The organism is Sphingomonas baiyangensis, from assembly GCF_005144715.1.
Taxonomy (GTDB): domain Bacteria; phylum Pseudomonadota; class Alphaproteobacteria; order Sphingomonadales; family Sphingomonadaceae; genus Sphingomonas; species Sphingomonas baiyangensis.
Genome location: NZ_SWKR01000002.1, coordinates 2,530,746 through 2,550,741, shown reverse-complemented (window position 1 = coordinate 2,550,741; position 19,996 = coordinate 2,530,746). Strand labels below are relative to the sequence as shown.

Here is a 19,996-nt window from a genome sequence, read left to right as displayed (position 1 = left end):
AAGCGACCCGAACGGCCTGTTCTTAAGCGCGATCGGGCGTCGGATTGCCGTTTTCGTCAAAGCGTGCGCCCGCCGGCACCAGCACCGGCGGCGGCATGCCGCCCGCCGCGCGATTGACGCCGAACACGAAAGCGAGAACCGTCGCAATCGCCAGATACAGGTCGTCGCGAATCTCCTGCCCTTCGCGCGTGGTGTAGTAGACGGCGCGCGCAAGGGTGGGATATTCGAGCACGGGCACCGCCATCTCGCCCGCCACGTCGCGGATCGCGAGCGCGGTGGCGCCGCGTCCCTTGGCAACCACCACGGGCACCTGATCGCGGCCATTGTCGTAGCGCAATGCGACAGCGAAATGCGTGGGGTTGGTGAGCACGACATGCGCCTCGCCCAACTTCTTGCGCATCCCGCCGCGCGCCATCTCGCGCTGGCGCTGGCGCTGCGCGCCCTTGGCCTCGGGGCTTCCCTCGGTCTGCTTGTGCTCGTCCTTGATCTCCTGCTTGCTCATGCGGAGCTTGCCCATGCGCCGAACCGCCTGGATCGGCACGTCGATGCCCGCGATCAGCGCGAGGCCGCCTGCCATCGCGAACAGCAACAGCGTCAGGTCGTCGCCCATCGCGCCTAGTGCGCGACCGAGATCGGCCGAGGCGACGCCGAGCGTGCGCGTCGCGGTCCCGTCGATCAGCCACCAGCCGATCGCGCCGAGCAGCACGACCTTGAGCAGCGATTTGCCGAGCTCAATCCACCCTTGCGGCCCGAAGATACGCTTGAGACCCGCGCCCGGATTGATGCGCGAAGCCTTGGGCGCGATCAGCGTGCCGTTGAAACGCAGCCCGCCGAGCGCCGCCTGGCTGACGATCGCGGCGACGAAGGTGAGCGCGAGCAGCCCGCCCACCGACGGCGCCAGCGTCCACCCGGCATCCCAGATCGCGCGATCGGGCGCGAAATCCTCGACATCGGCGCGGCCGAACACGAAGCTCGCCTTCATCACCTCGCCGATCGCGCCGAGCAGCGCCGATCCCAGCATGACGAGCCAGCCGCAGCCCAGCAGGATGACGACCGCCGCACCGAACTCCTTCGACTTCAGGACATCGCCCTGCTCGATGGCTTTCTTCTTGCGCTTGGGTGTTGGGGCTTCGGTCTTTTCGCCCGCGGTCTCCGCCATCAGCCGAGCACCAGCGTCTGCGTGGCGTCGAGCGCCTCACGGATGACGACGAGCATATACTCACCCATCGCGGGCATCGCGACGAACAGCGCGACCACGCCGGCGAGCAGGCTGGCGGGCAGGCCGACGGCGAACAGGTTGAGCGCGGGCGCCGAGCGCGAGAGCATGCCCACGATGAGGTTGATCGAAAGGAGCAGGAAGCCCACGGGCAGCGCGAGCAGCAGGCCCGCCAGAAACGCATAGCCGCCGAACAGCGCGATGTTGCGCAGCGCCGCCGCGCCCAGCCACGCCTCGCCCGGCGGCAGCAGCGTGTAGCTGCGCAGGATCAGGTCGACGAGCACCAGATGGCCGTCGATCGAGAGGAACAGCAGCGTCATCAGGATCGACAGGAAATTGCCGAGCGCCGGCGTCGAGGCGCCCGATTGCGGGTTGATCGCGGTGGCGAAACCGATGCCCATCGAGGTGCCGATGACTTCGCTCGCCACCAGCGGCGCGGCGAAGGCAATCTGGAGAATGAAGCCAAGCGCGAGGCCGACGAGGATTTCGGCGGCGGCGGCCAGGACGGTGGTGAGCGCGAACACCTGCGTCGGGGCGGGCACCGGCATCGCGTTCATTACGAGGATGCCGATCGCCCCCGTCAGGCTGACGCGCACGGTGACGGGCACCGATACTGAACTGAACACCGGCGCCACGAGGAACGCGGCGCCCACGCGCAGCATGGTGAACACCAATGTCCAGATCGCCGGTTCGATCGCGAGGCCGAGGCCGAGCACGACCTATCGCACCAGATCGGGAATGCGTTCGAAGATGCTGATGGTGAAGTCGCCGATCAGCCCCAGGATCATGCCGCCGAAGATGACGAGGCTGACCGCGACGACGATCAGCTTGGGCACGAACGACAGCGTCTGCTCCTGGATCGACGTGGCGGCCTGCACCATACCGAGGACGAGGCCCGAGACGAGCGCGGGCAGCAGGATCGGCGCCGAGGCGAGTGCGAGAATCCACATCGCCTGCCGCGCGACGGTGAGGAAATAGTCGGCGTCCATCGCGCTAGCTCACGAAACTGTTGGCAAGGCTGCCCATCGTCAGCGCCCAGCCGTCGACCAGCACGAACAGCAGGAGCTTGAACGGCAGCGAGATGATGGTGGGCGACAGCATCATCATGCCGAGGCTCATCAGCACCGTGGCGACGACGAGGTCGATGACGATGAACGGCAGGAAGATCATGAAGCCGATCTGGAACGCCGTCTTCAACTCGCTGGTGACGAAGGCGGGGAGCAGCACCGAGAAAGGCACGTCGGCCGGATTGGCATAGGGGCCGGTCTTAGCGATGTCGGAGAACATCGTGATGTCCTTCACGCGCGTCTGCTTGAGCATGAAGGCGTGAAGCGATCCGCCGCCTACCTCAATCATCTGCGTCGCGTTGATGCGGCCGGCCGAATAGGGCTCGATCGCGGCGGTGTTGATGTGCGAGATGGTGGGCGCCATCACGAACAGGCTGAGGAACAGGCTGAGGCCGATCAGCACCTGGTTGGGCGGCGTCTGCTGCAATCCCAGTGCCTGCCGCAGCACGGCCAGCACGATGATGATCCGCGTGAAGCTGGTCATCATCAAGAGGATGCCCGGCAGAATCGTGAGCAGCCCCATGATGATGAGGACTTGCAGCGACAGCGACAGCGGCGCCTCGCCGCCCGTCTGCCCGCCCGAATTGCGCGCGAGATCGCCGAGTGCACGGTCGAGCGCATCGCCCACGCCGGGCTGCGGCGCCTGCACCTGCGGCGCGGGGGCGGCGGGCTGGATCGTCTGGGCAAGTGCCGGATCGGCGGCGAGAAGCGCCGTCAGCATCAGGAGAAAAGCAAGCAGCAGGCGCATCACTGGTCGGCCTTGTCGATCAGCGCCACGCCGGCGCGGCTTACCGACACGAGCAGGCGGCGCCCCTCGAAATCGAGCACCGCGAGCCGCGTGCCGGGCGAGATCATCATCGTCTCGCGCACCTTGAGCATCCGCTCGCCCTGCTGGCCGGGCATCCGCGTGTCGAGCTTGCGCCACAGCCAAAGGCAGCCAATCAGCAGCCCGCAGACGAGCGGCAGCAGGATGACCAGCTTGAGGATATATTCCCACATCATGGGCGGTCAGCGCACGCGCCGTTCGGGGCTGACCAGCTCGGTCATCCGCACGCCGAAGCGCTCGCCCACCGTCACCACTTCGCCGCGGCCAATGAGCGTGCCGTTGACGAACACGTCGAGCAGCTCGTTGGCCTGCCGGTCGAGCTCGATCACGCTCGATTCGCCCAGCGCCAGCAGCTCGCGCAGCGTGAGGCTGGTCGATCCGATCTCGACCGTCAGCTTGACGTCGACATCCTGGAGCAGCCGGAAATTGGCGGCGACCGCGCCGTCGACGGGGAACCCGCCGGTCATGTCGTTCATCGCGAGAGTTCCTCTTGGTCGAGTTGTTCGATGTGGGCGATGCAGATGGCGGCATGGCCGTTGGCGGTGCCGACGACGCCGGTGCCCAGCCGGTGCGTGCCCACCATCACCGGCACATGCTGGCCGAAGCTGATGGGAATGACGTCGCCTTCCTTGAGTTCGAGCAGGCGGCCCAAGGACATCACCGGCTCGGCGAGCACCGATCGCACGGGGAAGCGCACGCCCATCGCGGCGCGCGTCAGGCCGTTGCGCCATTTGGGCTCGGGCTCGGCAGTGCGGCCATGCACCTTGGCGTTGAGCGAGGCACCGAGCGGCTTGAGCGCGTCGACGGGATAGACGAGATCGACGAACACCGGCTTCTCGCTGCCCGCGGCCAGGCCGAAGCGCGTGACCACCATCGCGTCGTCGCCGTCGAGATCGGAGAGCATCGCCGCCGACATCTCGACATGGCCGGGCCGGAAGCCGAGGCGCGCGACAGGCTCCCACGCCGCTTCGAGCGGTTCGGCGAGCATGGTCGCCAGCCGCTGGATCATCGCATCGGCGGCAGGCGAGAATTCGGCGGGCATCGGATGCGGCGCATCGCCCGCGCCGCCAAAATAGAGATCGAGCAGTTCGAGCGCGAAGCGTCCGTCGAGGATCAGCAGTGCCTGGCCGCCGGCGGGCTCGATCGACAAGGGGACCCATGCCGTCAGGCCGTTCGGCCGCTCGGCGCAATAGTCGGCGAAGCGCATCACGCTCAGCGGTTCGGCCCAGCTGCGCAGCGCCTTGCGCGTCACCGGCTCGAACACGCCGCGCAGTGCGCGCGCGAACCGCGCCGACAGATGCTGGAGCGTGTGCAGATCGCCGAACGGATTCAGGTTCGCGGTCCCCAGCGCCGATGCGTGCGTCGCATCGGTGCGGGGACTCGTCCGGCGTTCGGACGTCGTCGATCCTGAAGGCGCGTTAACCATGCCTCACTGAACAACGAAATTGGTAAAGTAGACGTTACCAATGCCCCCGAAGCCCTGTTTTTCCTTCAGCACATCGTTGATCGCCTTGGTCAGCCGTTTCTGGAGCTGGCGCTTGCCCTCGCTGGTGAACACCATCTCCTCGTCGGTTTCGCCGAGAGCCAAAAGCACCGCCGATCGCACCGCGATCTCGTGCGTCTTCAGGCTTTCGATGACGCTGTCGTCGTAATGCGTCGACACCGCGATGCCGACCTGCACGAAGTGCACGCTGTCGCGCAGGTTTGAGGTGAACTCCTTCTCCATCGCATAATAGGTCGAGGCGTATTTCTCGCCGCCCTCGCCCACCGGTGGTGCCTCGCCGCCGCCTTCGCCGTCCTTCGATTCGGCGCGCTTCTCCTCGGACTTGGGCACCAGCCGCGGGCCGCTCGCCTCGGCTTCGGTGTCGCCCGCCAGCGCGCCGGTGGCATAGAGCCCGCCGCCCACGCCGCCGCCGACGAGCACGAGCCCGCCGAGCGCGATCAGCACCCATTTCATCTTGCCCCCCTTCTTCTTGGCCGGGGCGTCGGCGGCTTCCTTCTTGTCGCTCATCGTTCGGTCCCTTTTCGATCAGGCAATGCGTTCATCGGTTTGTGACGAGTCGCCGGCGCCTTCACTTGCCCGCCGGGCGAAGAGGGCGGGGCGATCGGGCTGTGGCTGCGGCTGGCCACGCTGGCCGTGCTCCTGCGCCTGAGCCTGAGCCTGCGCGCCGGCGCCGGCATCGCCCGGCGACAGGCGGACGCCGCGCGCCTCGGCGAGCTCGGCCAGGCGCGGCGCGGCTTCGGCAAGCGCGGCGCGTGTCGCGGGCGCCTCGGCAGCCATGCGCACCTCGAAGCCGTCGGCAGTCTCGACCAGCGTGATCTCGACGCTGCCGAGCGCATCGGGCGACAGGCGGATGCGCGTCTCGCGCGCGGCGCCGGTATCCGAAGCGCCGTCGACCATCGTCTCGATCCGGTCGATCATCGCCGTCAGCCACTCGCCCGACGACGTATCGATCGCAACGGGAGCGTCGACCGCGACCGGCGCCGGGGCTGCAAGCGGCGGCGCGAGCGACTCGGAGAATATCGGCTGCGCCGGGGCAGGCGCGGAGGCGCGATCGCCGACCGCAAAGGCGGTTCGCGCCCTCGCGCGGAACACGTCGCCGGTGGGAAGCGGCGCCGACACGGCCGCGGCGGGGAGCGCCGACGCGCGCAGCGTCGACGCAGCGACGGCCGCGGCAGGCGATACTTCTTGCGATAGCGTGACATCCACGCGTTCAACATGCGCGATGGCGTCGGCGATCGGCGCGGCGAACCGTACGGCCGCTCCCTGGCCCTGCGGGGCACCGACACGCAGCGCGATCGGCTCGCGCATCGCCGATATCGCGGCTGCCACACCAGGCGCAGGCACCGCGGCCGATCGCGCCGGGATTGCCGAAGACGCCACCGGGGCGGCGGGCGGCACCGACGCCGTGTCATTCGCGACGATGGTCGCGGTCGACCCGCTCGGCAACACGACCGTCGGCGGCGGCGGAGCAGGCCGCGCTTCCGGCTGCGTCAGCGGCAGCGGAGCGATTGCTCGATGCGCCGTCGCGATCGGCGTATCGGCGGCGCCCGCCGGCAATGCCGCCGGCAGCGCTTCGGCTCGGCCACGCATCGGGCGAACCGGCACGTCGATCGCAGGAATGCCGATGGTGCGGTTCGACGGGGAGGCGCCAGCCGGCGCGCTCGGAGGCAGCGGCGTGGAGGGTATCGCCGCCGGCGCGTTCGCCGCGACGCGATCGGCTTCGACTTGCCGGAGTTCGCTCGGCACCGCATCGCGCGCTGCTGCTCGTTGCCTATCGGCATGCGCCGCCGCGTTGATCGTTCGCGGCGGCAAGGGCGCCGATGGCAGGGGCGCGTCATCTGCCCGCGCTTCTCGCGCGAGCGCAGGCGTTGCGAGGCGCGAGGCCACCGGCATCGGCTGCGTCGCGTCAGTGACGGCTCCCGGACCCGGCGCGACAGGGACAGGTACAGGTACAGGTACAGGTACAGGTACAGTGGAGAAAGGAAGCGGCCCGTCTGCGGCAAGCGAAGCGGGACTTGCAGGAGCGGCTCGACGACCCGGCAGCGACACGGGCGGCGCGCCAGGCGCGTGCTCGCCCATATCGCCGGCAGGCATAGCGGGTGCGTCGGCGAATCCCGAAGCGGCGGTCACAAGCGCGGCTGGATGCTGCGGCAGCGTTCCCGGCGACACGGCGGGCGCGTGCTCGCCCATATCGGTGTCCGAGGCAGCGGGTTCGTTTGCGAACTGCGCAGCGGCAGTCACAAGCGCGATCCGGCGCTCCAGCGGCGACACCTGCGTCGTAGCGGGCGTCGTTTGATCCAAAGCGGCTTCGGCCACTGCAACCGATGGGGCTATCGGCGGTGCTGGCGTGACCGACGGAACCGGATCGATTGTGCGCGGTGTAGGCATCGCGCCCGCGGTGCGGTCGTGCTCGATCGTTGTGGGTTGGGGGGCTTCGTCGACGGTGCGCTCGTCGCGTGCGGCTGGCAGCGACGAGGCCCGCAGCCCATCGCCTGCCCCGTCGGGCGCCGCGATGCGTGGCGCTGCGACGACCGGCACTGGTTCAGCCTCGTGAGTCATGGGCACCGTGGGAACCGGCCGCCCGTTCGCGTCGGCTGGAACCACCGTGGCAGTGGCGACGATGGTCGCCGGGTGACGGCTTTCGGTCTGTGCACCATCGGCCCTTGGCGATCCGGCCACGATTGCCTGAAACGGCGCCCGTTGCACCAGCGGCGCCGGTCCGATCGGCCGTGGCGACGGTCCTATAACCACCTGCGGCGGCGTCACAGCGTCGGTCGCGCCATGCGGCGCGACCGAGCCATCCTCGAGCCGGGCACCCTCGGCCGGAACGGCAAGCGGCATCGATGCATCGCGCATGATCGCCGGCAATGCATTGCCGGGGTCGGCAGGCATCTGCCGGCCGCCGATCGCGAGCAGCGGCATCGGCGCGGCGGTAGCAAGCAGCGCGGCGAAGCGCGCGCTTGCCCCCCCGCCCCGCGCAAGGCCGGTGGCAGGCATCGCTCCATCGGTCGCGGAAGCAGCGAGCAACGTCAGCATGGGGATAGGATCGGTCGGGTCATCGCCCGACCATCAGCAAGGATCGTGCCGTTTCCTCGGCCGCGACGGAGGCAGCGCTTCCATCGCGCGCAATGCCTTGAGCGCGGCATCGACATCGGCACGCGCGATGAGCTTCTCTACCGCCGACTGGTCGCGCCGCGCCTCGCGCGTTGCGGTCTGCGCATGGCCGAGACCCTGTTCGGCGACCACCACGCGGCGCTGCGCGGCATCGGCCGACTGGTGCAGCCGATCGCGGAAATGCGCCGCCGCCGCCAGGCTCATCCCCGGCGTCTGCGCAGGCGACGGCGCTGGCGCGACATTGGCGGCGAGTTCGGCGATGCGGTTGCGCAGCGCGATCTCGCTCGCCACGCGCTCGGCGGCGCGCGCTTCCTCGGCGCGGCTCAGCCCCAGTTGCAGCGTGCGGACACGCAGGATGCGTTCGAGCTTCTTCGCCGCGCGGTCAGCCATCGCCGAACACGCCGGTCAGCTCGGCGACGGCGTCGGGCAGGCTGACGACCTGATCGTAATCCTGCCGGATATATTCGAGCACCGCGCCATGCGCGGCGATCGCCTGGTCGATGGCGGGATCGGCACCGGCGCGATAGGCGCCCATCAGCACCAGATCGCGGTTCTCCTCATAGGTCGACAGATGCCGCCGCAGCGTGCGCGCGGCGAGCACGTGCCGCTTGTCGGCGATGTCGGTCATCACCCGGCTGACCGAGGGTCCCACGTCGATCGCGGGATACACGCCGCGCTCGGCCAGCGCGCGGCTGAGCACGATATGCCCGTCGAGGATCGAGCGCGCCGAATCGACGACGGGGTCGTTGCCGTCGTCGCCATCGGCCAGCACGGTGTAGATCGCGGTGATCGACCCGCCCGACGATACGCAGGTGCCCGCGCGCTCTATGAGCCCAGGCAGCATCGCGATTGCCGAGGGCGGATAGCCGCGTGCCGATGCCGGCTCGCCCAGCGCCAGCCCGATCTCGCGCCCGGCATGCGCCACGCGCGTCAGCGAATCGAGGATGAGCAGCACCTTCTTGCCCTCGGCGCGGAACGCCTCGGCAATCGCGGTGGCGCGCAGCGCGCCGCGGATGCGCAGCACCGGCGAATGGTTGGCAGGCACCGCGACGACGACGGCACGCTTGCGCGCCTCACCCGCCACCTTGGTTTCGAGGAAGTCGGAGACCTCGCGGCTGCGCTCGCCGATCAGCCCGACGACCACCACATCGGCCTCGGCCGCGCGCACCATCATGCCGAGCAGCACCGATTTGCCGACGCCCGATCCCGCCATGATGCCCACGCGCTGGCCCTGGCCGATGGTGAGCAGGCCGTTGATCGCGCGCACGCCGACATCCATCGGTTGCAGGACGCGCCCGCGATCGAGCGGGCTCTGGATATGGCCGGCAAGCGGCCAGCGGCTGGCACCGCGAATTGGCCCCAGCCCGTCGATCGGCTTGCCCGCGCCGTCGACGACGCGACCGAGCAGCGCCGCGCCCACCTCGGCCTCGCCCGGCGGGCCGATCGGCCGCACGGGGGCGTTGGGAAGCAGCGCGGCGGGGCCGCCCAGGTTCATCATCAGCGTGGCACGTCCGCGAAAGCCGATCACCTCGGCCTCGACGCGCGCACTGCCTTCGCCGATCGCACAGACGGTGCCGACGGGCAGCGACAGCCCCGTCGCTTCCATCAGCAGCCCGTCATAGGAAGACAGGCGTCCCGAGACGCGCGGCCGGGGTGCCGCCCCCGCAGCAGACAACGCGCCCAGATACTCGTCGGTGAAGCGGTTCAGCATGGGCGCGGCAGCGGTGCGCGCTCGATCGCATGCGAGAGCTGCTCGATCCACTGGTCGGGACCATCCTCGACGATGGTGGACGCCGATTCGAGCACGAAGCTGCCGCGCGCGACGCTCTCGTCGCCGACAGCGAACACCGTTTTGGGCAACAGGTCGCGCACCAGCGTCACATCGTCGGGGTGCAGCCGCGCGATCGCCGATTCGGCCGAATCGGCGAGCAGGTCGACGGCGGCCTCGATGCGATCGCCGAGCAGTTCGGGCGCGATCCCGATCTCGCCCACCAACCGCGTCACCAGCGTCAGCACCGTCTGGCGCAGCTGGCGCGCGAACCGCTCGCGGTCGAAATGCGGGGCGCTGCCGAGCGCGTGCGCCAGTCCGTCGAGCAGCGCCTGGTCGCGCTGGCGGATCGCGGCGGCCTCGTCACCGGCGGCGCGCAGGCCTTCGGCATAGCCCTCGGCGCGTGCGGCGGCGACGGGATCGACGAAAGGCTGGGCTGCTGGCTGCTCGACTTCAGGGTCGAACATGTCCCAGCCCTCGGTCGGCCGGCTGGCGCGATCGGCGGGCTCGAAATGGCGTGGCGTGTCGCCGCCGCGCGACGCTGCGCGTACGAGCGTATCGCGCGGCGCGAACCCCTCGGGCGGCGCGAAGGCGCGGCGCAGCGCCTCGCCGGCTGCGGCATGTCGGCTGGCGAAACCGGCGGTGAAGGCACCGTCAGACATAGTCGTCCTCGCCCCCGCCCATCATGATCGTGCCGTCCTTGGCAAGCTGGCGGGCAAGCGCGATGATCGCCTTCTGCGCATCGAGCACTTCGGAAAGCCGCATTGGCCCCCGCGCTTCCATCTCGTCGCGGATGCCGTCGGCGGCGCGAGCCGACATGCAGCCGAGGAAGCGGTTGCGCGCCGCCTCGTCGACGCCCTTCAGCGCACGCGTCAGCAGATCGGTGTCGATGTTGCGGATGAGGATGCCCAGATTCTTGTCGTCCATGTCGAGCAGGTTGTCGAACACGAACATCGCTTCCTCGATCGCCTTGGCGACCTCGCGGTCGATCTTGGCGAGCTTGGGCATGACGCGCGTCTCGGTCGCCTTGCGCGCGCTCGAGAGGATGCGCGCGGCGTCGCGCGTGCCGCCCAGTTGCAGCCCCGCCGCGCCCGACGACTGGCCGACGCGCGCGGCAAGCGCGGCGCGCAGCGTCTCGATCGCCTCGGGCGTGATCGGGCCGAGCCGGGCGACGCGGTGGAGGATCTGCGGCTGCATTGCCTCGGGCAGCAGCTCGAGCACCTGTGCCGCCACGCCGGGATCGAGATTGGCGATGAGCACGGCGGCGATCTGTGGATGTTCGGTTTCGATGAGCGCGGCGATCTCGCCGGCGTCGAGCCAGTCGAGCAGGTCGATCGCGCACGCCGCCTCGGGCGGAGTGATGCGCGCCAGCACGCTGTCGGCCTTGTCCTGGCCCAAGGCGCGCGTCATCATGCCCTCGATGCGCGGGCGCGGATCGAAGCCGATCGCGGTGCGCTCGCGCGCCTTGTCGACGAAATCGTCGAGCACCGCCTCGACCTCTTCCTCGCTGACGTCGGCGACGGCGAACATCGCCTTGCCGAGCTGGCGCACTTCCTCGGGCTCGAGCTTCTGCAGGATGGTGGCGGCTTCCTCCTCGCCCACCAGCATCATCAGCACCGCGGCGCGCTCGACGCCCGAATAGCTGCGGGGCGCGGCTTCCATCACGATGCGTCCGCGCGGATCATGTCGCGCACAGCAAGCGCGGCGCGCGCCGGATTGTCGCGCGTGAAGCCGCGGACCAGCCCGACGCGATCGTCATAGCCGCGTGCGTTCTGAAGCATGTCGATGCTCACCGGCGTCTCGCCATCGGTCACGCGCTCGGTGCCGCGTGGTCCGTCGGGCTGGCCGGGCAGCGGCAGGGCCGCGGCGCGCTCGGCCTCGCTCGCCTCGTCGCGCTTCTTCATCAGCCCCTTGGCAAGCGGGCGCACACCGAGGAACAGCACCAGCAGCGCGATTACCAGCGCGGTGGCGTTGCGCGCCGCCACGGGCACCCACGGCGCTTCGTACCATGCCGGCGCGGCACTCTCGGTCACGTCGGCGGAGAATTGGCGGCTGATGACCGTCACCTGATCCTGCCGGCCCTGATTATAGCCGACGGCGGCGCGGACGAGCTCGGTGATCTGGCGGATTTCGGCCTGGCTGCGCGGTTTGCCGCCCTCGGGCTCGCGCAGCAGCACTGCCACCGACAGGCGGCGGATGCCGCCGGGCGTGGTGCGCGTGACCGATATCTCGCGGCCGAGATCATAGGTGCGGGCGAACTCCTCGCTCGTCTTGCCCGCAGGCGCCGCGGGCGGCGCACCGGCTTCGTTGGCGCCGGGCTGCGTTTCGGGGTTGGCGGGGTTGGTGAGCGAGGCGGCAGCGGGCGGCACGTTCGAGAGCGCACCCGGAATACCGCCGGGCGCACCGTTGGCGCCCGGTGCCTGCCAGTTGCCCTGCTCGGCGCGGATCACGCCTTCCTTGTCGTAGCTTTCGCGCGTCGCCTGCGCTTCGTCGAGATCGACATCGGCCTGCACCTCGGCCGAGAAATTGCCGCCACCTACCAGCGGCGTCAGCAGCTTGGCGAGCTGGAGGCGGTATTTCTCCTCGACGCGGCGCTGATAGTCGATGCGCGCATCGCCGACGCTGGTGCCCTGATCGGAGCCGTTGCCGCTCAACAGCGCGCCCATCTGATCGACGATCGTCACCTGATCGGCGTTCATCCCCGGCACCGACGAGGCGACGAGGTTGACGATCGAGCGGACCTGCGCGTCGGACAGCGTGCGCCCAGCCTCGAGCCGGACGATGACCGAGGCCGAAGGCTTGGCCTGATCGCGCACGAACACGCTGGCCTCGGGCGTGGCGAGATGTACGCGCGCGTCGGCGACGGCGTCGATCTCGGAGATCGATCGCGCCAGCTCGGTCTCGCGCGCCTGGCGCAGCCGCTCGCCTTCCACCGCACGGCTGACGCCCATCGGCAACTCGTCGAGCAGCGCATAGCCGCCGGGCATCGCCTTGGGCAGATCCTGCCCGGCGAGCAGCATCCGCGCCTTGTGATAATCGTCCTCGGCAACGGTGATCGCACCGGCCGAATCGAAGCGCACGGGAATACTCGCGGCCGTCAGCGCCTCGCTGACGGCGGCCTTGTCGCTGTCGGCGAGCTGCGCGAACAGCACGCGCTGCGGCGGCGTGGCGAGCATCGCCCAGGCGAGCGCCGCCGATGCGATGAGGCCGAACAGCAGCAGCAGCGGCATGCTTTTCTTCACCGCCGGCTGGGTGAGGAAGCTGCGCGCCTGGGCCAGCGGTTGTGCCAGCCGGGCATTGGCGATGGGAGCGAGTGCGTTTTCCATGGGGCGTTACACCGGCATGCTCATGATGTCCTTGTAGGCGGACAACAGCTTGTTGCGGACCTGCAGCGTCGCCTCGAAGCCCACCGACGCCTGCTGGCGCGCGAGCATCACCTTGGCGATGTCGATCGTCTCGCCGCGCTCATAGGCGGCCGAAAGCTCGGTCGCCTGATGCTGCGACTGGTTGACCTTGCCCAAGGCGCCTTCGAGCGCATCGGCGAAGCTCGCGGCGCCGCCCTGCGCAGGCGCGACGGGCGCGGGCGTCGCGAGCTCCTGGTTGGCGCGCGAAAGCGCCTGGTTCTTCTCGAGGATCTGCTGGCGCATCGCCATGATCCGGTCGACGCTCATCGCGCCGCCGCCGATACCGCTCACGCTCATGCCGAAGCCCTCATGCTAACGGGAAGCACGTCCTCACCCTGCTCGCGGGCGCGGGCGAGGCGGTAGCGCAGCGTCCGCTCCGAAATGCCCAGCCGCCGCGCCGTCTCGATGCGGCTGCCGCCGCATGCCGCCAGCGTCTCGCGAATCGCCTGAAACTCGTGCATCTGGACGATGTTGCTCAGCCGCGCCGGACCTTCGCCGACGATGGCGGGCGCCGCTGCGACACGCGCCGCAGGGCGATCAAAGATGATGTCGCCGGCCTGGATCGTGTCGCCGCGTGCCAGCAGCAGCGCGCGCTGGATGACGTTTTCGAGCTCGCGGACATTGCCCGGCCAGTCATGCGCCTCGAGCAGCGCCAGCGCCTCGCGGCCGAGCCACGGCAGCACCGCGCGGCCGGCGGCGTGACGCACGACCATCGCGGTCGCGAGCGCCGCGATATCGGCGGGGCGATCGGCCAGCGGACGCGTGGCGAGCGGAAAGACGCTCAGGCGGTAATAGAGATCGGCGCGGAAGCGGCCCGCCTCGACCTCGGCCTGGAGATCGCGGTTGGCACAGGCGATGACGCGTACGTCGATCGACTCGGGCTCCGTCGCGCCGATCGGCACGACCTCGCGCTCCTGCAACGCGCGCAGCAGCTTGGCCTGCAACGCCAGCGGCATCTCGGCGATCTCGTCGAGAAGCAGCGTGCCGCCATTGGCCGCGCGAAAGAAGCCCTGCCCGCCCGACGAGGCGCCGGTGAACGAGCCCTTCACATGGCCGAACAGCATCGCCTCGAGCATCGACTCGGGCAGTGCGGCGCAGTTGATCGCGACGAATGGCCCGGCGGCGCGGGGGCTCGCGCGGTGGATGGCGCGCGCCAGCACTTCCTTGCCGGTGCCCGTGGGGCCGCCGATGAGCACGGTGATCTCGGACTGCGCGACGCGCTCGGCAAGCGCCAGAAGTGCCAGGCTTTCGGGGTCGGCGGCAACGGGAGCGTGGCCGCCACGCAGCAGCGCGCTGGCATAGCCCGCAGCGATCGCGGCGTCGTCAGCGGCGAAGGCGATCTCGGCCGGCTGCATGTCGCCGAAGTCGCGGACCGATCCGCCGCCTTCGCGCAGCAGCAGGCTGCGCTGCGGCACCGGCACGGTCTCGCCCGCGGCGATCAGGAAACGATCGGTGGAAGATGGGCGTGCGCCGGCCTCGCCCAGCGTCAGACCCTGCGTGCGCAGCGTCGACAGCAGCGCATAATGATCGTTGAGCACGCTCGGCGACGGAAAGATCGATGTCATTGCAGGCCCCCTTGGGCAGCCTGATGCGCGATAAATGGTAAACGGTGCGTAAAGGTGCGGCCGCGTCCGGAAAATTTTTTGCTCCAGCTTTACGCTCGCGCGCGCGCGTCTGTTGATTACCCACAGGCGGGCGCATCGCGACCTTCGCGTAAACCATTTAAGCCCGCCTCGGGCCTGTCGTTCCTCCCCTTGGCTGCTCGGGCTCCCGCTGTTGGGGGGGGAAGTGGGCGGCACGGGAAATGGAGACGCACAATGACCGTAATCGGAACCAACATGGCCTCGCTTCGGGCGTCGAACTCGGCGCTCAAGGCCAACGACATGCTCTCGACGTCGATGGAACGCCTGTCGACCGGCCGCCGCATCAACTCGTCGAAGGACGACGCCGCCGGCCTCGCCATCGCGACGTCGATGACCTCGCAGATCCGCGGCATGAACCAGTCGATCCGCAATGCCAATGACGGCATCTCGCTCGCCCAGACCGCCGAAGGCGCGCTGAGCGAAGTCACCAACATGCTCCAGCGCGTCCGCGAGCTGGCGGTGCAGTCCTCGTCGGGCACCTATTCCGACTCGGACCGCACCAACATGCAGACCGAAGTGACGCAGCTGACCGCGCAGATCGACGACATCATGCGCAACACCAAGTTCAACGACGTCCAGCTGTTCGCTTCGGACAAGGACATCTCGGTGAAGATCCAGACGGGCTCGAACTCGGGCCAGACCGTCGATCTCGCGATCACCAAGCTCGATCTGTCGGCGATCACCGGCAAGACGATCGCGGCGCCGGTCGAGGCAGTCGAAGAGCCCATCGATGGCGAAGAGCCGGTGGCAGAGAAGTCGCTGGTGACCGTGGCGACCGGCGACGACTATATCGGCAGCGAATACACGGTTGCCGAGGGCGACGCCGCCGAGGGTGTCGAGTTCGCAGCAGTCGTCGACCGCGTCGTCAAGCTGCGCGAGGGTGACACGATCTCGGACGGCGCCGGCGGCACCACCACGGTCGACACCGCCTCGGGCCTGATCGGCACCGATCACACGATCACGCAGGACGATCTCGACGACGGCGCGACCTTCGCCGCGCTCACCGCTCCCGAGGCTGGCGAAAGCTACACGCTGGTCGAAGGCGACAAGGTGTTCGTCGAGGCGGCCGCCGACACGCCGGCAGAGACGCCGGCAGCTACGGGCGAACTGGTTACCGTCGCAACCGGTGACGAGCATATCGGCACCGAATACACGGTTGCCGAGGGCGACGCCGCCGAGGGTGTCGAGTTCGCAGCAGTCGTCGACCGCGTCGTCAAGCTGCGCGAGGGTGACACGATCTCGGACGGCGCCGGCGGCACCACCACGGTCGACACCGCCTCGGGCCTGATCGGCACCGATCACACGATCACGCAGGACGATCTCGACGATGGCGCGACCTTCGCCGCGCTCACCGCTCCCGAGGCAGGCGAAAGCTACACGCTGGTCGAAGGCGACAAGATCTTCGTCGCTGCCGAAGCGCCTGCCGAGACGCCCGGCGAAACCCCCGGCGAGACGCCGGCCGCTACGGGTCTCCAGATCACGTCGCGCACCACGGCCTCGGCCGCGCTCGACTCGATCGACGATGCACTCGACTCAGTCGCCACGACGCGCGCCAGCCTGGGTGCCGGCCAGAGCCGCCTTCAGTCGGTGGTCAACAACCTGACGACCAACATGACCAACCTGTCCGAAGCGCGCAGCCGGATCGAGGACACGGACTTCGCGACCGAGACCGCCGAGCTCGCCAAGGCGCAGATCCTGAGCCAGGCATCGACCGCGATGCTGGCGCAGGCCAACCAGTCGCAGCAGAGCGTGTTGTCGCTGCTGCGCTAAGCGACCGCATACCGGCGCCGCCGCCACCCCCCTAACAGGCGGTGGTGCCGGCCGACGCTCCTCCTCCCAGCGGAGCGTGCACGCGAGAACCCCGCCCGGCTGCCAGCCGCGGCGGGGTTCTTTCGTTTCTGTTGGTAGCGGTGCCGGCCCGCTCCCCCTCCCGGCCACCCACAACATATCCTGATGGGTGGCCGGGAGGGGGAGCGGGCGAAGCAACCCAAGGTTCCGGCGATGCGAAGCATCGTTGGAACGGTTGCGGAGCGCGGTGCCGCAATCAAACGACCTTTCAGATCACGCCCATGTCGCTGCGATAATGGTGCCAGGTGAAAATGGCGGCAGCACCGCGATGCGGGCGCCAGCGCTCGGCCACCTCGCGCACCTGCTGCTCGGACGGGCGCTCGGGCCAGCCCAGGATGCGCCCTACCTCGATCTGCACCGCCAGGTCGCCCGCGGGCCAGATGTCGGGTCGCCCTTCGGCGAACAGCAGGTAGATTTCGGCCGACCAGCGGCCGATGCCCTTGACCTCCACCAGCTCGGCGATCGCCGCCTCGTCGTCCTCGGGCAGATGCGCGAGATCGAGCGCGCCCGCCTCGACCAGCCCGGCAAGGCTGCGCGCATAGCCGGTCTTCTGACGCGAGAGACCGGCGGCGCGCAGCGTCTCGTCGCTCGCGGCCATCCACGCGGCGGTATCGGTGGCGTCGCCCCCCAACGCCTCCTCCAGCCGTAGCCACACGGCATCGGCCGCCTTGTAGCTCACCTGCTGGCCGACGATCGTGCGCAGCAAGGTGGCGACGCCGCGTGCGCGGATGCGCGGTTCGGGATAGCCCACACGGCCGATCGCCGCAGCGAAGGCGGGCTCGATCGCGGCGAGGGCATCGAGGTCGGCGCGCAGCGCCTCGGCGCTCAGGCCCATCGTGGCGATGCTTGCGAAACGCGGCCGCACGCGGCATGGCGGCGGCGACCGGACAAGGAGACTGGCATGCCGAAGCTTATCGTCGAGACGCGGGAAGGGGAAGTGCGCGAGGTCTCGGGCGAAGCGGGGTTTTCGGTGATGGAAGTCATCCGCGACAACGGCTTCGACGAATTGCTGGCGCTGTGCGGCGGGTGCTGCTCGTGCGCCACCTGCCATGTGCATGTCGATGCCGACTTCGCCGATCGCCTGCCGGCGATGAGCGAGGACGAGGACGACCTGCTCGACAGCTCGTCCGACCGCGACGCCACCTCGCGCCTTGCCTGCCAGATCCCCTTTACCGACGCGCTCGACGGCTTGCGCGTGAAGATCGCGGCCGAGGACTGATCGTCAGGCCGGCGGTCGTGGCCCCAGCCCCGCCAGCGGGCGCAGCCACGGAACCGCGCGCGCGGCGAGATAGAAAGCGGTGCACGCCGCCAGCGTGCCCGCCAGCAGGATCGCGAACTCGATCCACGGATCGAGCCTGAGGCCGAGCGTCTCCCAGGCGATGAAGACGATCACGGGATGATGGAGCAGGTAGAAGGGGAACACCGCTTCGCCGAGCGTGCGGCGCCAGCGATGGTCGCGGTTCCAGAAGCGTTGCGCGAGATGGAAGAGCGCAAGCGTCATGCTCCACGCCATCGCCACGCGCGCCGCGCGATCGGCAAGCATCGCGGCATGGCCGGGCACGGCCTCGCCCGGATAGCGCAACTCGGTCGCCACCACGATCGTACCGGCGACCGCCGCGACGGCGAGAGCGGGCTTCCACAGACGCGCGATCGCGTCCCACAGCGCCGGATGCGCCGCAAGCGCGAAGCCGAACAGGAACAACGGGAAATAGACGACATGGCCCGGCCAGTCGGTGAACAGCCCCTGCCGCTCGGGTAGCACGAACAGGATCGACAGGCGCATCGCCTCGATCGCAAGGATCGGCGCCCATAGCAGCCGGCCGCCGCGTAGCAGCCATCGGGCGGTGCGCGCGCCGGGCAGGCGGCCCACGCGGTCGAGCGCCAGCGCCACCATCGTATAGGCCCAGAGATAGACCACGAACCACAGATGCTCCCAGCTGGGGAACATCACGCCGAACAGCGGCCCCTGCCGCCAATAGTCGGTCGTCCAGAAGCGCCAGTAGCCGCCCTGATAGCCGCGCTCGACCACCTGGATATACATCTCGACGGGCACCAGCACCGCCATCCCGAACGCCAGCGGCATCAGCAGCCGCCAGTTGCGGCTGCGCACGAAGGCGCGCCGCCCCGCCGATCGCAGCAGCAGCATGCGCGAGGCATAGCCCGACACCGCGAACAGCAGCCCCAACCGCCACGGCGACAGCGCCGCCATCGGCACGATGAGCGCGGGATAGCTCTTCTGCGTGTCGATCACCCAGTGCCAGGGCGCGAACACCATGCCGATATGATAGAGGATGAGCAGGCCGAACGCGGCAATGCGCAACCAGTCGAGCCCGTAATGGCGCATCGGCCGGACCGGCGCCTCGCCGGCATGGGTACTCGACAACATCTGCACGCGCTACGACCCCGGACGCGTGCCTGCCTTTCAAGTCACGCCCGGCACGCGTATAGCGCGGCGAGCGTAAGCGAACCGTTAGCGAGAACCCCCATGTCCCTTCGTCCGTGGCGCGACATCGCCCGCCGCCCCAGCCGCCAGATCATGGTGGGCAACGTGCCCGTGGGCGGCGATGCGCCGGTGACGGTGCAGACGATGACCAACACGCCCACCAGCGATGCCGCCGCGACGATCGACCAGATTCGCCGCTGCGAGGAAGCCGGCGTCGACATCATCCGCGTGAGCTGCCCCGATGTGGAGAGCACGCAGGCGCTGCGGCAGATCGTGCGCGCCAGCAACGTGCCGATCGTCGCCGACATCCATTTCCACTACAAGCGCGCGCTCGAGGCCGCCGATGCGGGCGCTGCGTGCCTGCGCATCAATCCGGGCAATATCGGCTCGGCCGATCGCGTGCGCGAGGTCGTCAACGCCGCCAAGGCCAATGGCTGCGCGATCCGCATCGGCGTCAACGCCGGCAGCCTCGAGCGCGACCTGCTCGAAAAATATGGCGAGCCCTGCCCCGAGGCGCTGGTCGAGAGCGCGCTCGACCATATCAAGCTGCTCGAGGACCATGACTTCCGCGAATACAAGGTCGCGGTGAAGGCCAGCGACGTGTTCCTGGCGGTGGCGGCGTACCAGCAGCTTGCCGAAGCCGTCGACTGCCCGCTGCATCTGGGGATCACCGAAGCTGGCGGGCTGATCGGCGGCACGGTGAAGTCGTCGATCGGCATGGGATCGCTCCTGTGGTTCGGCATCGGCGACACGATCCGCGTCAGCCTGTCGGCCGAGCCCGAGGAGGAAGTGCGCGTCGGCTTCGAGATCCTGAAGGCGCTCGGCATCCGCAACCGCGGCGTGCGCGTCGTCTCGTGCCCGTCCTGCGCGCGGCAGGGCTTCGACGTCATCCGCACGGTGCAGACGCTCGAGGAACGGCTCCAGCATATCCGCACGCCGATGAGCCTTTCGGTGCTCGGCTGCGTCGTCAACGGCCCCGGCGAAGCACGTGAGACCGATATCGGCCTCACCGGCGGTGGTGCCGGCAAGCACATGGTCTATCTGTCGGGCATGACCAGCCACACGATCGACGATGCCGGGATGATCGACCACATCGTCCAGCTGGTCGAGGCGAAGGCCGCCGAGATCGAGGCCGCGAGCGACGCAGCGAAGGCGGCGTAGGC

At 69.2% G+C, this 19,996-nt stretch carries 20 protein-coding genes and 2 pseudogenes; 4 read left to right on the top strand and 18 right to left on the bottom strand.

The annotated features are described in order from the left end of the window. Positions 1-22 precede the first annotated feature (22 nt). From FBR43_RS15640 to FBR43_RS15565, 16 genes are read right to left on the bottom strand one after another with little or no spacing between them, the layout of a single operon-like run. Positions 23-1,159 carry an EscU/YscU/HrcU family type III secretion system export apparatus switch protein gene (locus FBR43_RS15640; protein ID WP_136943944.1) on the bottom strand — a complete coding sequence of 379 codons (1,137 nt, stop codon included), beginning with the start codon at positions 1,157-1,159 and terminating at the stop codon, positions 23-25. Then, positions 1,159-1,932, bottom strand: a complete 774-nt coding sequence (gene fliR, locus FBR43_RS15635) for a flagellar biosynthetic protein FliR (protein WP_169542642.1) — start codon at positions 1,930-1,932, stop codon at positions 1,159-1,161. Before fliR ends, FBR43_RS15640 begins: the two co-directional genes overlap by 1 nt. A 3-nt stretch (positions 1,933-1,935) precedes the next feature. Further along, on the bottom strand, positions 1,936-2,205 hold the full coding sequence (gene fliQ, locus FBR43_RS15630) for a flagellar biosynthesis protein FliQ (RefSeq protein ID WP_136943943.1): 270 nt from the start codon (positions 2,203-2,205) through the stop codon (positions 1,936-1,938). Between the two features lie 4 nt (positions 2,206-2,209). Then, the gene (gene fliP, locus FBR43_RS15625; RefSeq protein ID WP_136943942.1) at positions 2,210-3,031 is read right to left on the bottom strand and encodes a flagellar type III secretion system pore protein FliP; all 822 of its coding nucleotides are present in this window, start codon (positions 3,029-3,031) and stop codon (positions 2,210-2,212) included. Further along, positions 3,031-3,285: a flagellar biosynthetic protein FliO gene (locus tag FBR43_RS15620; protein WP_136943941.1), complete on the bottom strand. Its 255-nt coding sequence runs from the start codon at positions 3,283-3,285 to the stop codon at positions 3,031-3,033. The genes fliP and FBR43_RS15620 overlap by 1 nt, the downstream gene beginning before the upstream one ends. Before the next feature lie 6 nt (positions 3,286-3,291). Then, on the bottom strand, positions 3,292-3,585 hold the full coding sequence (fliN, locus tag FBR43_RS15615; RefSeq protein ID WP_136943940.1) for a flagellar motor switch protein FliN: 294 nt from the start codon (positions 3,583-3,585) through the stop codon (positions 3,292-3,294). Then, on the bottom strand, positions 3,582-4,535 hold the full coding sequence (locus FBR43_RS15610) for a flagellar motor switch protein FliM (RefSeq protein ID WP_136943939.1): 954 nt from the start codon (positions 4,533-4,535) through the stop codon (positions 3,582-3,584). The genes fliN and FBR43_RS15610 overlap by 4 nt, the downstream gene beginning before the upstream one ends. Positions 4,536-4,538: 3 nt before the next feature. Next, positions 4,539-5,120 (bottom strand): flagellar basal body-associated FliL family protein, encoded by a 582-nt coding sequence (locus FBR43_RS15605; protein WP_136943938.1) that lies wholly within the window; start codon positions 5,118-5,120, stop codon positions 4,539-4,541. Between the two features lie 18 nt (positions 5,121-5,138). Continuing rightward, complete coding sequence (locus FBR43_RS15600; RefSeq protein WP_136943937.1) at positions 5,139-7,649, bottom strand: flagellar hook-length control protein FliK; 2,511 nt, start codon at positions 7,647-7,649, stop codon at positions 5,139-5,141. A 33-nt stretch (positions 7,650-7,682) separates the two neighbouring features. Continuing rightward, positions 7,683-8,117, bottom strand: coding sequence for a hypothetical protein (locus FBR43_RS15595; protein ID WP_136943936.1), 435 nt, complete (start codon positions 8,115-8,117; stop codon positions 7,683-7,685). Continuing rightward, a complete protein-coding gene (locus tag FBR43_RS15590) occupies positions 8,110-9,438 on the bottom strand; it encodes a FliI/YscN family ATPase (RefSeq protein WP_136943935.1) in 1,329 nt (442 codons plus the stop codon). Before FBR43_RS15590 ends, FBR43_RS15595 begins: the two co-directional genes overlap by 8 nt. Then, positions 9,432-10,157 carry a FliH/SctL family protein gene (locus tag FBR43_RS15585; RefSeq protein WP_136943934.1) on the bottom strand — a complete coding sequence of 242 codons (726 nt, stop codon included), beginning with the start codon at positions 10,155-10,157 and terminating at the stop codon, positions 9,432-9,434. The genes FBR43_RS15590 and FBR43_RS15585 overlap by 7 nt, the downstream gene beginning before the upstream one ends. Beyond that, positions 10,150-11,157 carry a flagellar motor switch protein FliG gene (gene fliG / locus FBR43_RS15580; protein ID WP_136943933.1) on the bottom strand — a complete coding sequence of 336 codons (1,008 nt, stop codon included), beginning with the start codon at positions 11,155-11,157 and terminating at the stop codon, positions 10,150-10,152. Before fliG ends, FBR43_RS15585 begins: the two co-directional genes overlap by 8 nt. After that, positions 11,157-12,821, bottom strand: a complete 1,665-nt coding sequence (gene fliF, locus FBR43_RS15575) for a flagellar basal-body MS-ring/collar protein FliF (RefSeq protein WP_136943932.1) — start codon at positions 12,819-12,821, stop codon at positions 11,157-11,159. The genes fliG and fliF overlap by 1 nt, the downstream gene beginning before the upstream one ends. Positions 12,822-12,827: 6 nt before the next feature. Continuing rightward, the gene (fliE, locus tag FBR43_RS15570; protein WP_169542641.1) at positions 12,828-13,196 is read right to left on the bottom strand and encodes a flagellar hook-basal body complex protein FliE; all 369 of its coding nucleotides are present in this window, start codon (positions 13,194-13,196) and stop codon (positions 12,828-12,830) included. Further along, positions 13,193-14,464, bottom strand: a complete 1,272-nt coding sequence (locus FBR43_RS15565; RefSeq protein WP_136943931.1) for a sigma-54 interaction domain-containing protein — start codon at positions 14,462-14,464, stop codon at positions 13,193-13,195. Before FBR43_RS15565 ends, fliE begins: the two co-directional genes overlap by 4 nt. Before the next feature lie 252 nt (positions 14,465-14,716). Between FBR43_RS15565 and FBR43_RS16365 the strand changes: the two are divergent. Together FBR43_RS16365 and FBR43_RS16530 are read left to right on the top strand one after the other, a co-directional pair. After that, positions 14,717-15,253 (top strand): annotated as a pseudogene (locus FBR43_RS16365) (flagellin N-terminal helical domain-containing protein); the annotation flags it as partial. A gap of 783 nt (positions 15,254-16,036) precedes the next feature. Then, positions 16,037-16,312: pseudogene (locus tag FBR43_RS16530) on the top strand (flagellin); the annotation flags it as partial. A gap of 286 nt (positions 16,313-16,598) precedes the next feature. Here FBR43_RS16530 and FBR43_RS15555 read toward each other — a convergent pair. Further along, positions 16,599-17,225: a DNA-3-methyladenine glycosylase family protein gene (locus FBR43_RS15555; protein WP_136944287.1), complete on the bottom strand. Its 627-nt coding sequence runs from the start codon at positions 17,223-17,225 to the stop codon at positions 16,599-16,601. A 66-nt stretch (positions 17,226-17,291) separates the two neighbouring features. Between FBR43_RS15555 and FBR43_RS15550 the strand changes: the two genes are divergently transcribed. Further along, complete coding sequence (locus tag FBR43_RS15550) at positions 17,292-17,609, top strand: 2Fe-2S iron-sulfur cluster-binding protein (protein WP_136943929.1); 318 nt, start codon at positions 17,292-17,294, stop codon at positions 17,607-17,609. A gap of 3 nt (positions 17,610-17,612) precedes the next feature. On the opposite strand, the gene FBR43_RS15545 is transcribed toward FBR43_RS15550, so the two are convergent. Further along, positions 17,613-18,776 carry an acyltransferase family protein gene (locus FBR43_RS15545; RefSeq protein ID WP_169542640.1) on the bottom strand — a complete coding sequence of 388 codons (1,164 nt, stop codon included), beginning with the start codon at positions 18,774-18,776 and terminating at the stop codon, positions 17,613-17,615. A gap of 99 nt (positions 18,777-18,875) precedes the next feature. Between FBR43_RS15545 and ispG the strand changes: the two genes are divergently transcribed. Then, positions 18,876-19,994: a flavodoxin-dependent (E)-4-hydroxy-3-methylbut-2-enyl-diphosphate synthase gene (ispG, locus tag FBR43_RS15540; protein WP_136943927.1), complete on the top strand. Its 1,119-nt coding sequence runs from the start codon at positions 18,876-18,878 to the stop codon at positions 19,992-19,994. Positions 19,995-19,996 lie beyond the last annotated feature (2 nt).